Origin of the sequence: Pseudomonas sp. WC2401 (assembly GCF_041200115.1) — a bacterium.
Classification (GTDB): domain Bacteria; phylum Pseudomonadota; class Gammaproteobacteria; order Pseudomonadales; family Pseudomonadaceae; genus Aquipseudomonas; species Aquipseudomonas fragi.
This window is the reverse complement of sequence record NZ_CP165623.1, coordinates 676,008-689,626: the sequence shown is the minus strand read 5'-3', so window position 1 is coordinate 689,626 and position 13,619 is coordinate 676,008. Positions and strand designations below refer to the sequence as shown.

11 protein-coding genes and 1 pseudogene are annotated in these 13,619 nt (G+C 57.2%); 6 read left to right on the top strand and 6 right to left on the bottom strand.

Features of this window, described 5'->3' with window-relative positions; translation table 11 throughout:
* The first annotated feature begins 4 nt into the window (after nt 1-4).
* Together gmhB and AB3G35_RS02990 are read left to right on the top strand one after the other, a co-directional pair.
* Nucleotides 5-544: a D-glycero-beta-D-manno-heptose 1,7-bisphosphate 7-phosphatase gene (gene gmhB / locus AB3G35_RS02995; protein ID WP_169909931.1), complete on the top strand. Its 540-nt coding sequence runs from the start codon at nt 5-7 to the stop codon at nt 542-544.
* Nucleotides 545-621: 77 nt separating this feature from the next.
* A complete protein-coding gene (locus AB3G35_RS02990; protein WP_106116986.1) occupies nt 622-1,392 on the top strand; it encodes a 1-acyl-sn-glycerol-3-phosphate acyltransferase in 771 nt (256 codons plus the stop codon).
* 192 nt (nt 1,393-1,584) lie between these two features.
* Here the strand turns inward: AB3G35_RS02990 and AB3G35_RS02985 are convergent, their stop codons facing one another.
* Nucleotides 1,585-3,207 (bottom strand): MFS transporter, encoded by a 1,623-nt coding sequence (locus AB3G35_RS02985; protein ID WP_086795566.1) that lies wholly within the window; start codon nt 3,205-3,207, stop codon nt 1,585-1,587.
* A 90-nt stretch (nt 3,208-3,297) separates the two neighbouring features.
* Entirely contained in the window at nt 3,298-4,959 is a 1,662-nt protein-coding gene (locus AB3G35_RS02980; protein ID WP_369782295.1) for a GMC family oxidoreductase, read from the bottom strand.
* Nucleotides 4,960-5,110: 151 nt separating this feature from the next.
* Here AB3G35_RS02980 and AB3G35_RS02975 point away from each other — a divergent pair.
* A pseudogene (locus AB3G35_RS02975) lies at nt 5,111-6,005 on the top strand (LysR family transcriptional regulator).
* A 70-nt stretch (nt 6,006-6,075) separates the two neighbouring features.
* On the opposite strand, the gene gyrB reads toward AB3G35_RS02975, so the two are convergent.
* From gyrB to dnaA, 4 genes are read right to left on the bottom strand one after another with little or no spacing between them, the layout of a single operon-like run.
* On the bottom strand, nt 6,076-8,493 hold the full coding sequence (gyrB, locus tag AB3G35_RS02970) for a DNA topoisomerase (ATP-hydrolyzing) subunit B (RefSeq protein ID WP_016782862.1): 2,418 nt from the start codon (nt 8,491-8,493) through the stop codon (nt 6,076-6,078).
* A gap of 5 nt (nt 8,494-8,498) precedes the next feature.
* Entirely contained in the window at nt 8,499-9,602 is a 1,104-nt protein-coding gene (gene recF / locus AB3G35_RS02965; RefSeq protein WP_016782863.1) for a DNA replication/repair protein RecF, read from the bottom strand.
* Between the two features lie 21 nt (nt 9,603-9,623).
* Complete coding sequence (gene dnaN, locus AB3G35_RS02960; protein ID WP_016782864.1) at nt 9,624-10,727, bottom strand: DNA polymerase III subunit beta; 1,104 nt, start codon at nt 10,725-10,727, stop codon at nt 9,624-9,626.
* Between the two features lie 38 nt (nt 10,728-10,765).
* Nucleotides 10,766-12,274 carry a chromosomal replication initiator protein DnaA gene (gene dnaA, locus AB3G35_RS02955; RefSeq protein ID WP_083369697.1) on the bottom strand — a complete coding sequence of 503 codons (1,509 nt, stop codon included), beginning with the start codon at nt 12,272-12,274 and terminating at the stop codon, nt 10,766-10,768.
* Nucleotides 12,275-12,837: 563 nt separating this feature from the next.
* On the opposite strand from dnaA, the gene rpmH reads away from it, so the two are divergent.
* From rpmH to yidD, 3 genes are read left to right on the top strand one after another with little or no spacing between them, the layout of a single operon-like run.
* Nucleotides 12,838-12,972 carry a 50S ribosomal protein L34 gene (gene rpmH / locus AB3G35_RS02950; RefSeq protein WP_003213577.1) on the top strand — a complete coding sequence of 45 codons (135 nt, stop codon included), beginning with the start codon at nt 12,838-12,840 and terminating at the stop codon, nt 12,970-12,972.
* A gap of 16 nt (nt 12,973-12,988) precedes the next feature.
* Nucleotides 12,989-13,390, top strand: coding sequence for a ribonuclease P protein component (rnpA, locus tag AB3G35_RS02945; RefSeq protein WP_019828646.1), 402 nt, complete (start codon nt 12,989-12,991; stop codon nt 13,388-13,390).
* A complete protein-coding gene (gene yidD / locus AB3G35_RS02940; protein ID WP_019828647.1) occupies nt 13,383-13,616 on the top strand; it encodes a membrane protein insertion efficiency factor YidD in 234 nt (77 codons plus the stop codon). The genes rnpA and yidD overlap by 8 nt, the downstream gene beginning before the upstream one ends.
* Nucleotides 13,617-13,619: the final 3 nt, after the last annotated feature.

Sequence of the window (13,619 nt, the reverse complement as noted above, 5' to 3'; positions counted from 1 at the left end):
GGGGTTGCCGTTGAAACTGCTGATTCTCGATCGGGACGGGGTGATCAATTTTGACTCCGACGCTTACATCAAGTCAGTCGAGGAGTGGATTCCACTGCCCGGCGCGATTGAGGCCATTGCGCAGTTGAGCAAGGCCGGCTGGACGATCGCCATCGCGACCAACCAGTCCGGCATTGCCCGCGGCTACTATGATGTCGCCACCCTGGACGCCATGCACGCCCGTTTACGGGCGCTGGTGGCGGAGCAGGGTGGTGAGGTCGGATTGATTGTCTATTGCCCACACGGGCCCGACGAGGGGTGCGCGTGCCGCAAGCCCAAACCGGGCATGTTGCAAACGATTGCCAAGCATTACGGCGCTGATTTGGCCCAATGTTGGTTCGTAGGTGACAGTTTGGGTGACTTGCAGGCTGCACAAGCCGTCGATTCTCAGCCAGTTTTGGTAAAAACCGGAAAGGGCCTACAAACATTGGCCAAGTCATTGCCGGTTAATACCCTAATATTTGACGATCTGGCGGCAGTTGCCGCAGAACTTATCCACAAATAGAGCATCTTCGAACACCAGCCTGCCCCCTGTGCGCAGGCCTGTCAGGTGATGCTTTATCCGCAACGGTAAAAGTCGCTATGTCGATACTGCAGGCCATCAGAACCTTCTTCTTTTACCTGCTGCTGGGCACCAGCTCTCTGCTGTGGTGCTCGCTGAGCTTTTTTGTCGCTCCATTTTTGCCGTTCCGTGCGCGCTACCGGTTTATCAACGTTTACTGGTGCCGCTGCGCACTGTGGCTGACACGGGTGTTCCTGAACATTGATGTGCGGGTTACGGGCGCGGAAAACATCCCGCAACGACCCTGCGTGATTCTGGCCAACCACCAAAGTACCTGGGAGACATTTTTTCTCTCGGCCTACTTTCAACCGTTGAGCCAGGTGCTCAAGCGTGAGCTGCTGTATGTGCCTTTCTTTGGCTGGGCGATGGCGATGCTGCGTCCGATTGCCATCGACCGCGATAACCCGAAGGCGGCGCTCAAGCACATTGCCAAAAAGGGTGATGAGCTGCTCAAGGACAACATCTGGGTGCTGATCTTCCCGGAAGGCACCCGCGTGCCCTTTGGCCAGGTCGGTAAATTCTCCCGTGGTGGCACGGCTCTGGCAGTCAACGCCGAGCTGCCGGTACTACCGATTGCCCACAACGCGGGCAAGTTCTGGCCAAAGACCGGCTGGGCCAAAAAGCCCGGCACCATCGAGCTGGTGATTGGCGAACCGATGTACGCCAACGGTACAGGCCCACGCGCTATTGCCGAGCTGAATGACCGGGTACAGGCCTGGAACGAACAGGCTCAGCGTGACATGGGTTCGCTGCCTCCAGTGAGTGAACCTGCTGAAACGATTGGCAGCTAAGAAAATGTGGATAACTTGTGCACAAGTTTTTGTTTTTTGCTGAAAAACAGACGTAAGTTTATGATTTGCATGCTTATTTCAGACTGTTACTTTTCACCGAAAAACGTGCATAAGTTTTTCTAAGCACACAAAAAAACCGGCTTATATCAGCCGGTTTTTTTGTGTCTTATACAAAGCTGTGGGGCGTGCTGTTTAGACTTTGTCGATATCCACGTTCCTGGTTTCCTTGAGGCACAGCATACCCACCACCAGGCTGACCCCGGTAATCACCACCGGGTACCACAGGCCATAGAAGATATCCCCGGTGTACACCACCAGCGCAAACGACACGGTGGGCAGGAAACCACCGAACCAGCCGTTGCCGATATGGTAGGGCAGGGACATCGAGGTGTAGCGGATACGGGTCGGGAACAGCTCGACCATCACGGCAGCCAATGGGCCATAGGTCATGGTGGCAATCAGGGTCAGCAGTACCATCATCAGCACCACCATCGGCTGGTTCACCGAACTCGGGTCTGCCTTGGCCGGGTAGCCTGCTTCGGTCACTGCAGCGCGCATGGCCGCTTCGTCAAAACCGCTGATTTTCTGCTCACCCACCGATACCTGTACTTCTGTGCCGGGTGCAGCCGCTTGCGAGGTGTAGGGCAAGCCCTGTTTAACCAGGAAGGTTTTGACCTTGTCACACGGGCTGTCAAAGCGCGCCTTGCCCACCGGGTCAAACTGGAAGGTGCAGGTGGCCGGATCAGCCATCACCACAATCGGTGACTGGCGGCTGGCGGTATCGATTTGCGGGTTGGCGTAATGGCTCAGTGCTTTGAACAGCGGAAAGTACAGTACCGTGGCCAGCAACAGGCCCAGCATCAGGATCGGCTTGCGCCCCACACGGTCAGACAGCCAGCCGAAGAAAATAAAGAACGGCGCACCAATCACCACGCTGATGATCAGTAACAGGTTGGCTTGGGCCGGGTCCATCTTGAGCATCTGCGTCAGGAAAAACAGTACATAGAACTGCGCGGTATAGAAGGTCACCGCTTGCCCGGCATTGATACCGAACAGGGCAATCAGCACGATCTTGAGGTTTTCCCATTTACCGAACGACTCGCGGATCGGCGACTTGCTGGTTTTACCTTCGGCTTTCATTTTTACGAAAGCAGGCGACTCGTGCATGCTCATGCGGATCCAGGTCGAGATGCCCAGCAGCACGATGGACAGCAGGAACGGCAGGCGCCAGCCCCAGACTTCAAACTGGTCGCCGGTCAGGTAGCGGCAACTCAGAACCACCAGCAGCGACAACAACAAGCCCAGGGTGGCGGTGGACTGAATCCAGCTGGTGTTGAAACCGCGTTTGCCGGGAGCGGCGTGTTCCGCAACATAAGTGGCCGCGCCACCATATTCACCGCCCAGCGCCAGCCCCTGGAGCATGCGCAATACCACGAGCATGATCGGGGCCGCGATGCCGATGCTGGCATAGGTCGGCAGCAGGCCGACAGCAAAGGTCGATAAACCCATCAGAATGATGGTCATAAGAAAGGTGTATTTGCGCCCGATCATGTCACCCAATCGGCCGAATACCAGTGCCCCGAACGGTCTGACCAAAAAGCCGGCGGCAAAGGCCATCAAGGCAAAAATAAACGCCGTGGTGTCGTTCACCCCAGCAAAGAACTGCTTGCTGAGCACGGTGGCCAAAGCGCCATACAAGAAAAAGTCATACCACTCGAAAACCGTCCCGAGGGATGACGCAAAAATGATCTTGCGCTCTTCGCGCCCGGTGCTTCCCTTGGCGGTAGCCGCCTGGTGTGCAATTGCGTCTGACATGTGCAAAGTCCTCGGCCCTGTGGGCCACAGTGATTATTGTTGTTGTCCACTGCCGGTCTCGGGTGACTGCGTCCGAGACCACGATCGCCCTCAGACGACCGGTATTGCTGCCGTGCGGTTAACCCCTGCGGTGTGCTGCGCGGTCTCAAGCGCTGACTGCAGAATCAACTGCGCGGCTTTTTCGCCAATCATCAGGGTCGGCGAACAGGTATTGCCCGACACGATGCTCGGCATGATCGATGCGTCCGCCACCCGCAAACCCAGTACGCCGTGGACACGCAATTGCGCATCGACCACAGCTTCGGCGTCATGCCCCATGCGACAAGTGCCCACGGGGTGAAAGATCGTCGTACCAATACGGGCGGCGGCGTCGTAAAGCTCTTGCTCGGTTTGCAGGTCCTTGCCTGGCAGGTATTCCTCGGGCGTAAAGGCCTGCAAGGCTGCGCTGGCCACGATGCGCCGGGTCAGGCGGATGGCATCGGCTGCGACTGTCAGGTCATCAGGGTGGCTCAGGTAATTGGGGTCGATCAGCGGCGCGTCATCCGGGTTGGCCGAACGTATGTCGACCCGGCCCCGACTTTTTGGGCGCAAGTTGCAAACCGATGCGGTAAAGGCGGGGAAGGTGTGCAGCGGCTCACCAAAACGCTCAAGGGACAGCGGCTGGACGTGGTACTGCAAGTTGGCAGAGGGCTGCTCAGGATCGGATTTGACGAACGCACCCAGTTGGCTTGGCGCCATTGCCAATGGACCACTGCGGTCATAGGCATATCGCAGGCCCATGCCGACTTTGCCCCACAGACTATTGGCAACCTGATTGAGGGTGCGGGCCTTGGTCAGCTTGAAGATCAGCCGCAGTTGCAAATGGTCCTGCAGGTTACCGCCTACGCCGGGCAATTCGTGTTGCACAGTTATCCCCAGGCTTTCCAGCAGGGGCCGTGGGCCAATACCCGAGCGCTGCAGGATCCCTGGCGAGCCGATGGCGCCAGCGCACAGGATAATCTCGCGACCCGACGTGAAGGTATGCTGTGCACCTTGCCAACGCGCACTGACCTGGGTGGCCCGGCCGTTTTCAAGCAGCACCTTGTCGACCTGCACATCGGTCAGAACAGTCAGGTTGGGGCGCTTGAGTATCGGCCGCAGAAAAGCCTTGGAAGCATTCCAGCGCACACCGGCACGCTGGTTGACTTGAAAGTATCCACAGCCCTGATTGTCGCCACCGTTGAAATCATCGACGGTGGCAATCCCGCTTTGCGCGGCGGCGTCACGAAATGCGTCCAGAATCGGCCATGAGTAGCGCTGTTGCTCGACCCGCCACTCCCCCTCGCTGCCATGCAGTTCAGAGTTGCCGGCAAAGTGTTTTTCACTGCGCTTGAACAGTGGCAGCACGTCATTCCAGGCCCAGCCCGGATTGCCCAGCTCGGCCCAACGGTCGTAATCACCTGCCTGGCCGCGCATGTAGATCATGCCGTTGATGGAAGAACAGCCACCCAGCACCTTACCCCGCGGATAGCTCAGGCTGCGACCTTGCAAGCCTGCCTGGGCCTCGGTCTTGAAGCACCAGTCGGTGCGCGGGTTACCAATGCAATACAGGTAGCCCACCGGAATATGGATCCACGGGTAGTTATCTTGCCCGCCCGCTTCGAGCAGCAACACTTTGTGACGTGGATCGGCAGACAGCCGATTCGCCAGCACGGAGCCTGCCGGCCCGGCGCCCACCACAATATAGTCATACACCTGATCGGCTGATGGCATTTAACACCTCGCGCCTTTTATTTATTGTTCTTGTCCTACACCATCCTATTGATTATTTTCGTGTTGCAAACGCGAGATTTCACCCATGCCATGTGCATTTTTGCACAGCCAGCCGTAAGCCACGTCTGATGTAGCACTCGGGGAGTTGATCATGTTCGACTGGAATGACATGCGGTACTTCCTGGAACTGCAGCGCAGCGGCCGCTTGCTGACCGCCGCCAAGCGCCTGAACACCACCCACAGCACCGTGGCGCGGCATATCGAGAGCATCGAGCAGCACCTGGGAGCAGCGTTGTTTGTACAGCATGCCCAGGGCTACGAACTGACCCCCGCCGGGCAAGCCTTGCTCAAACACGCCGAAGCGATGGAAAACGTCGCATTGCTGGCCCAGGAAGAAATCAACCAGTCCCTCACCCCCTTGGGCAAGATCCGCCTGGGAGTCACCGAGGGTATTGGCATCATGTTTATCGCCCCTCGGCTGCGGGGCTTGTTTGAACGTTATCCAGGGCTGGAAGTGGAACTGGTCGCGGTACCGCGCTTTGTCAGCATCCTCAATCGCGAGGCAGAAATCAGCATCCACCTGGACCGCCCCAACGCCGACCTGTTGATAACTCGCAAACTCACCGACTACCGACTACCGACTCGCGCTCTACGCCAGCCGTCTGTATCTGGACAAGGCACCGCCTCTGACCAGCCGCGACGATCTGGCAAACCACTACTGGATCGGCTACGTCGACGACCTGTTATTCAGTCAGGAACTGCTGTTTCTCAACACCTTCTGCCGCACCCCGACCGTGACCTTTCGCAGCACCAGCGTGATTGCCCAACAACAAGCCGCGCGAGCAGGGCTCGGTATTGCCGTGCTGCCCAACTATATGGCCGCTGACGACCCCGACCTGGTGCGCGTATTACCTGATGAATCTGTGCAACGCAGCTACTGGATCAGCACCCGCCGCGAACTGCACAAATCGGTAAGGTTGAGAGTGGTGTGGGATTATTTACTGGAGTTGTGTCGCGAGGAGAGGGCGGTGCTGCTGGCGCCATAGTTATTTTTTAGCCATTAAAAAGGCCAACGCTATGCGTTGGCCTTTTTGGGTACTGCGGGTCAAGCCTGGATCAGAAGTCCAGGTTGGACACTGCCAGTGCATTGCTCTCGATGAATTCACGACGTGGTTCTACAGCGTCGCCCATCAAGGTGTTGAAGATCTGATCGGCGCCGATCGCGTCTTCGATGGTAACTTTCAACATGCGACGCACGCTTGGGTCCATCGTGGTTTCCCAGAGCTGATCCGGGTTCATTTCACCCAGACCTTTGTAGCGCTGGATGGTGTGACGCTTGGTGCTTTCAGCCATCAACCAGTCCAGGGCTTCCTTGAACTCGGTCACTTGCTTGCGACGTTCGCCACGCTGGATGTACGCGCCTTCGTCCAGCAAGGTGCTCAGTTGAGCGCCCAGGGTCACAACGGTTTTGTAATCGTTGCTGCCAAAGAAGTCGCGGTTGAAGGTGATAAAGGTCGAGTGGCCGTGGGAGATCAGTTCGACCTCAGGCAACCAGACATTACGCTCACGGTCTTCACGCAGGCTGGCTTTGTAAACCAGACCCGATTTTTCAACCAGGCGCAGACGCTCTTCAAACTTGGCCATCCAGTCCTGCATGGCAGCGTGGTCGCCCAACTGCTCCAGGCTAACGGCTGGCAGGTAGATGAAGTGCTCGGTCAGCTCCTGTGGGTACAATCGCGACAAACGCTTGAGGGTCTTCATCACCATGCGGAAGTCGTACACCAGACGCTCCAGCGCCTCACCGGAGATGCCAGGGGCATCTTCGTTCAGGTGCAGGCTGGCATCTTCAAGAGCCGACTGGGTCATGTACTCTTCCATGGCCTCGTCGTCTTTGATGTACTGCTCTTGCTTGCCCTTTTTAACTTTGTACAACGGCGGCTGAGCGATGTAGATGTAGCCACGCTCGATCAGCTCCGGCAACTGACGGAAGAAGAAGGTCAGCAGCAGAGTACGGATGTGCGAACCGTCGACGTCAGCATCGGTCATGATGATGATGTTGTGATAGCGCAGTTTGTCGATGTTGTACTCTTCGCGGCCGATACCGCAGCCCAGCGCAGTGATCAAGGTGCCAACTTCTTGCGAAGAGATCATCTTGTCGAAGCGAGCTTTTTCGACGTTGAGGATTTTACCTTTCAACGGCAGGATGGCCTGGGTGCGACGGTTGCGTCCCTGCTTGGCGGAGCCGCCAGCAGAGTCACCTTCCACCAGGTACAGTTCGGACAATGCCGGGTCTTTTTCCTGGCAGTCGGCCAGCTTGCCCGGCAGGCCTGCGATATCCAGCGCGCCTTTACGACGGGTCATCTCACGGGCTTTACGCGCGGCTTCACGAGCACGGGCAGCGTCGATCATCTTGCCGACGATCAGCTTGGCTTCGTTCGGGTGTTCCAGCAGGAAGTCGGAGAAGAACTTGCCCATTTCCTGTTCAACAGCGGTCTTCACTTCGGAAGACACCAGCTTGTCTTTGGTCTGGGAGCTGAACTTCGGATCCGGTACTTTCACCGAGATGATTGCAGTCAGGCCTTCACGCGCGTCATCACCGGTGGTGGCAACCTTGTGCTTTTTGGCCAGGCCTTCAGCTTCGATGTAGGTGTTGAGGTTTCGCGTCAGGGCAGAGCGGAAGCCCACCAGGTGGGTGCCGCCATCGCGCTGTGGAATGTTGTTGGTGAAGCACAACAGGTTCTCGTTGAAGCTGTCGTTCCACTGCAGGGCGATTTCTACGCCGATGCCGTCTTCACGCTGAACATTGAAGTGGAACACCTGGTTCACAGGGTTCTTGTTGGTGTTCAGGTAATCAACGAATGCACGCAGGCCGCCTTCGTACTTGAACAGCTCTTCCTTGCCGCTGCGCTCGTCCTTGAGGACGATACCTACACCGGAGTTGAGGAAGGACAGTTCACGAATCCGCTTGGCCAGGATGTCCCAGCTGAAGTGGATGTTCTTGAAGGTTTCAGCCGAAGGCTTGAAGTGGATCTGCGTACCCGTGGTTTCGCTTTCACCCACAATAGCCATAGGCGCCTGAGGAACACCGTGGACGTAGGTCTGTTCCCAGATCTTGCCGCTGCGACGTACCGTCAGGACCAGCAGTTCGGACAAGGCGTTTACCACCGAAACACCTACACCGTGCAAGCCGCCGGATACTTTGTAGGAGTTGTCATCGAACTTACCGCCGGCGTGCAGCACGGTCATGATGACCTCGGCTGCAGATACGCCTTCTTCTTTATGCACGTCCACCGGAATACCGCGGCCGTTGTCGCGCACGGTAATGGACTCGTCCGGGTGGATCGTGATGGTGATGTCGTCGCAATGGCCAGCCAGCGCTTCGTCGATGGAGTTGTCGACTACTTCGAACACCATATGGTGCAGACCGCTGCCATCGTCAGTATCACCAATGTACATACCGGGACGTTTGCGTACGGCATCAAGGCCTTTCAGCACTTTAATGCTCGTTGAGTCGTACGTGTTTTCTTCGCTCAATGCCTTCACTCCCGATGGTCGTGGGTCTGGGTGATACAGCCCTGTTCCACGTGGAACAGGGCAACTGGCGTTTCCGTCTGCCAGCCTTCCCTCAATAATTCGTGGTCTACACAGGTAATGAATACCTGGCAGCGTAAGTCTTCCAACAAGCGACACAATGCGTTGCGATGCTGCTCGTCCAGTTCGGACGGCAAGTCATCCACCAGATAAATACATTGGCCACGCCGGGCCTGGCTGACCAAGTGCCCCTGCGCAATGCGCAGCGCGCAGACCACCAACTTCTGCTGCCCCCGCGACAAGATATCGGCGGCGTTGTTTGCACCCAGCTTAAGGCGCAAATCAGCACGTTGTGGCCCTGCCTGGGTATGACCCATTTGCTGGTCCCGGTGGACAGACGCGGCGAGTACAGCACTCAGCTCACGGTCTTTGTCCCAACCACGGTAATAGCTCAGCGTTAACCCTTCGAGATCAAGCAACTCGCTCAGGGTCTGCTCAAAGACTGGTTTCAAGGCTTTGATATAGGCGCGGCGGTATTCATCAATTTCAGCACTGGCCAGGCACAGTTCCCGGTCCCAGGCCGCTTGCGAAACGGCGTCAAGTGTACCATGCCGCAGCCATGAGTTCCGCTGCCGCAGGGCCTTCTGTAGCCGCTGCCAGGTCGACATGAACCGCGGCTCGACATGGAACACGCCCCAGTCGAGAAACTGCCTGCGGATCTTGGGGGCCCCTTCAAGGAGACGGAAGCTGTCCGGGTTGATCAATTGCAGCGGCAGGATCTCGGCCAGTTGCGCAGCACTGCGCGCATTCTGGCCGTCGATACGAATCTGGAACTCCCCCTGGCGATCCCGCGAGATCCCCAGCGCGCTGTGCCCGCCTTCAGCCAGTTCGACCTGACCAAACACTGTACAGCTCTGCTGCTCGTGCTGAATCACGGGGTTGAGCCGCACACTGCGAAACGAACGCGCCAGCCCCAGCAGATGGACAGCTTCCAGCACGCTGGTTTTTCCGCTGCCGTTGGCGCCGTACAGGATATTGATGCGGGGGGAAGGGGAGAAGGTCACCGGGTGCAGGTTACGCACCCCGGTGACTGTGACACGGCTGAGGGACATCTAGCGTGGGCTGTGCATAAGTTACAGGCGCATCGGCATGACAACGTAAGCCGAGTCGTCGTTATCCGACTCCTGGACCAGGGCGCTGCTGTTGGAGTCCGACAGGATCAGACGCACTTGTTCAGTGGTCATGACGCCCAGCACGTCCAGCAGGTAGCTCACGTTGAAGCCGATTTCCAGCGAGCCGCCGTTGTAGTCGACGCCCACTTCTTCTTCAGCTTCTTCCTGCTCCGGGTTGTTGGCCTGGATTTTAAGCTGGCCATTGGCCAGTTGCAGGCGAATACCACGGTACTTCTCGTTGGACAGGATCGCGGTACGGCTGAATGCTTCACGCAGTGCCTGACGGTCACCGATCACCACCTTGTCACCGCCTTTAGGCAGCACGCGCTCGTAGTCCGGGAACTTGCCGTCTACCAGCTTGGAGGTAAAGGTGAACTCACCGGTGGTGGCACGGATATGGTGTGCGCCCAATACGATGCTCACTTCGCCGTCCGGCTCGGTCAGCAGGCGCGCCAACTCAAGGATGCCCTTGCGCGGTACGATCACTTGATGACGGTCGGGCTGGCCGATATCGGCTTTCATCGAGCACATGGCCAGACGGTGACCGTCGGTCGCCACGGCGCGGATGATGCCGGCCGATACTTCCAGCAGCATGCCATTGAGGTAGTAACGAACGTCCTGTTGCGCCATCGCAAAGCTGGTGCGCTCGATCAAGCGACGCAGTTTGCTTTGCTGCAGGCTGCAGGTCAGCGAGCCCGGGCCTTCTTCAACCGTCGGGAAATCGTTGGCTGGCAGGGTCGACAGGGTAAAACGGCTACGGCCTGCCTTGACTACCAGTTTGTTGTCATCGAGTTTGATATCGATCAGGGCATCGTTGGGCAGGCTTTTGCAGATATCCATCAGCTTGCGCGCAGGCACAGTGATTTCGCCTGGTTCGGCCGGCTCTTCAAGTTGCACACGACCAACCAGCTCGACCTCAAGGTCGGTACCGGTCAGCGACAGTTGCTGGCCTTCGACAACCAACAGCACGTTGGACAATACCGGCAAGGTCTGGCGGCGTTCAACTACGCCGGCGACCAGTTGCAGGGGTTTCAACAGGGCTTCGCGTTGAATGGTGAAATGCATGGTCTAGTCCCTTGCCTTAATAAGCTGCGCTGGTGTCATCAGGTTGTCAGAGTTCGCAGCAGGTTCTTGTAGTCCTCACGGATGTCCGCGTCGGATTCCTTGAGTTCGTTGATCTTGCGGCATGCGTGCAAAACCGTAGTGTGATCACGACCGCCAAACACGTCGCCGATTTCCGGCAGGCTGTGGTTGGTCAGTTCTTTGGACAGTGCCATCGCGACCTGGCGTGGTCGCGCTACCGAGCGCGAGCGGCGCTTGGACAGCAAGTCCGAAATCTTGATCTTGTAGTACTCGGCCACCGTACGCTGGATGTTATCCACAGAGACGAGTTTGTCTTGCAGCGCCAGCAAGTCCTTCAGCGACTCGCGAATCAACTCGATGGTGATGTCGCGGCCCATAAAGTGCGAGTGGGCAATAACGCGCTTGAGCGCGCCTTCGAGCTCACGCACGTTGGAGCGAATACGCTGGGCGATAAAGAAGGCTGCATCGTGGGGCAGGTCAACCTTGGCCTGATCGGCCTTCTTCATCAGGATCGCTACGCGGGTCTCAAGCTCCGGCGGTTCGACGGCAACCGTCAAGCCCCAGCCAAAACGCGACTTGAGACGCTCTTCGAGGCCTTCGATCTCCTTAGGGTAGCGGTCACTGGTCAGAATCACTTGCTGACCGCCTTCAAGCAGGGCGTTGAAGGTGTGGAAGAACTCTTCCTGGGACCGTTCCTTGCGCGCAAAGAATTGAATGTCATCGATCAGCAAGGCATCCACCGAACGGTAGAAGCGCTTGAACTCGTTGATGGCATTGAGCTGCAGGGCTTTGACCATATCCGCTACAAAACGCTCGGAATGCAGATACACGACCTTGGCATTCGGGTTTTTCTTCAGCAGGTGGTTACCCACCGCGTGCATCAAGTGAGTCTTACCCAGACCTACGCCGCCATAAAGGAAGAGCGGGTTGTAACCGTGCTTGGGGTTGTCTGCCACCTGCCACGCCGCAGCGCGAGCCAGTTGGTTGGACTTGCCCTCAACGAAGTTTTCGAAGGTAAAGGTGCGGTTCAGGTAGCTGGTGTGCTTGAGCGCACCTTCAACCTGGACGGTGCGCTGCTCGGCACGCACAGGTGCTTGCTGCGAGCTGGCGCCGGCCATCGGGTCGAAGCTGGCGCGCGAAGGCTCTTCACTGGCGGCCTCGGCCTGCTTTGGAGCAGGCGCGGGCGCCGCTGTAGCCGTTGGTGCAGGAGCGCTCGGCGCCGGGGCCTGTTGGGAGGCCGCTGCAGCCAGAGGCGCATTGGGCGCAGCACGAGGCGCCGAGCTGCGTTTGCTGCCTATTAACAAGGACAACGCTGGCGCCATGCCATTGCTGTGCTCATTAAGCAGTTCAAGCAAACGGCTCAAGTACTTTTCGTTGACCCAGTCGAGAACGAATCGGTTGGGTGCATACACACGCAACTCGTCGCCTTCGGCTTCGACCTGTAGTGGACGGATCCAGGTGTTGAATTGCTGGGCAGGCAGCTCATCGCGCAAAAGCTCCACGCACTGCTGCCAAAGTTCCACTGACACGGATATCCCCTAAGTTGAAAGCCGGTGAGGCAAAAACAGGCGCCATTGTAGCGACCGCGGTCGCACTTATCCACATGTAGCTTCGCTGCATATAGGGGGTTAACCGGCTTTTTGCTGTGAACAAAGCGACAAATGGTATGTGCATAAGGTCTGTGGATAAGCGGGCCTGAGCTCGTTGCACAAGTGGGGGTAAAACTCTGTGCATAACCAGCCTGTGGATAAAGAGCCCTTTCATGCACAGCTTATCCGCGTGCGCAGCACAGGCAAAGCACGGCTTGTGGACAACCTTTCTGATCTCTGAAAACCTTGCTGTACAAGGGCTGCGTAGAGTTATCCACAGATAACGGGCTCTATAAGAGTAGTAAGTTCTTTAAAAGAGCTTTAAATACTTCGTTTTTTTATTTCTATAGTTGGCAGGCGCCAGGAAGGTGCAAAACGGCAAACATCTATTTAGCAGTAAACGTTGGTTGGAAATTGACCTATCGGCTTGCATTCTCTAGAATCGCCGGTCTCTTAAAACGGGGGCCATTCCGGCCCGTTGTGGACGAACCAGGTAGCACGACATGAAACGTACTTTCCAACCAAGCACTATCAAACGCGCCCGCACTCACGGTTTCCGTGCTCGCATGGCTACTAAAAACGGCCGTGCAGTCCTGTCGCGTCGCCGCGCCAAAGGCCGTGCACGTCTGGCAGTTTGATAATCAGACAATGGTGGTGAGTCAGGACTTCAGTCGGGAAAAGCGGTTACTCACTCCCCGACATTTCAAGGCAGTCTTTGACTCCCCCACCGGCAAGGTTCCGGGGAAAAATCTCCTGCTCCTTGCGCGTAGCAACGATCTTGATCACCCCCGCCTGGGGTTAGTGATCGGGAAAAAGAGCGTAAAGCTCTCCGTTGAGCGCAATCGCCTTAAGCGTTTGATGCGTGAATCGTTTCGTCTCCACCAGGATTTACTGGTTGGTTGGGATATCGTTATCGTCGCGCGCAAAGGTTTGGGTGACGTAGAGAACCCCGAATTGATTCAGCATTTCGGCAAACTCTGGAAGCGTCTGGCCCGTAACACGCCAGTTCCAGCGGTTAAAACCGAAACTGTAGGGGTAGGCAGTCCTGATGCGTAAACTGGCACTCGTTCCGATCCAGTTTTATCGCTATGCCATTAGTCCTTTGATGGCCAGCCACTGCCGTTTCTACCCCAGTTGTTCCTGCTACGCGTTGGAAGCCATCGAAAATCATGGCCTTCTGCGCGGCGGCTGGCTGACCTTTCGTCGTTTAGGTCGCTGTCACCCGTGGAATCCCGGTGGTTACGACCCGGTTCCGCCTATCCCTACCTCCCGTTCTTCTTGATGG

Excerpts from the sequence above, each read along its gene's own strand:
- AB3G35_RS02990 (WP_106116986.1), top strand. The coding sequence starts at position 622 with ATGTCGATACTGCAGGCCATCAGAACCTTCTTCTTTTACCTGCTGCTG.
- AB3G35_RS02985 (WP_086795566.1), bottom strand. The coding sequence starts at position 3,207 with ATGTCAGACGCAATTGCACACCAGGCGGCTACCGCCAAGGGAAGCACC.
- AB3G35_RS02980 (WP_369782295.1), bottom strand. The coding sequence starts at position 4,959 with ATGCCATCAGCCGATCAGGTGTATGACTATATTGTGGTGGGCGCCGGG.
- recF (WP_016782863.1), bottom strand. The coding sequence starts at position 9,602 with ATGTCCCTCAGCCGTGTCACAGTCACCGGGGTGCGTAACCTGCACCCG.
- dnaN (WP_016782864.1), bottom strand. The coding sequence starts at position 10,727 with ATGCATTTCACCATTCAACGCGAAGCCCTGTTGAAACCCCTGCAACTG.
- rpmH (WP_003213577.1), top strand. The coding sequence starts at position 12,838 with ATGAAACGTACTTTCCAACCAAGCACTATCAAACGCGCCCGCACTCAC.
- yidD (WP_019828647.1), top strand. The coding sequence starts at position 13,383 with ATGCGTAAACTGGCACTCGTTCCGATCCAGTTTTATCGCTATGCCATT.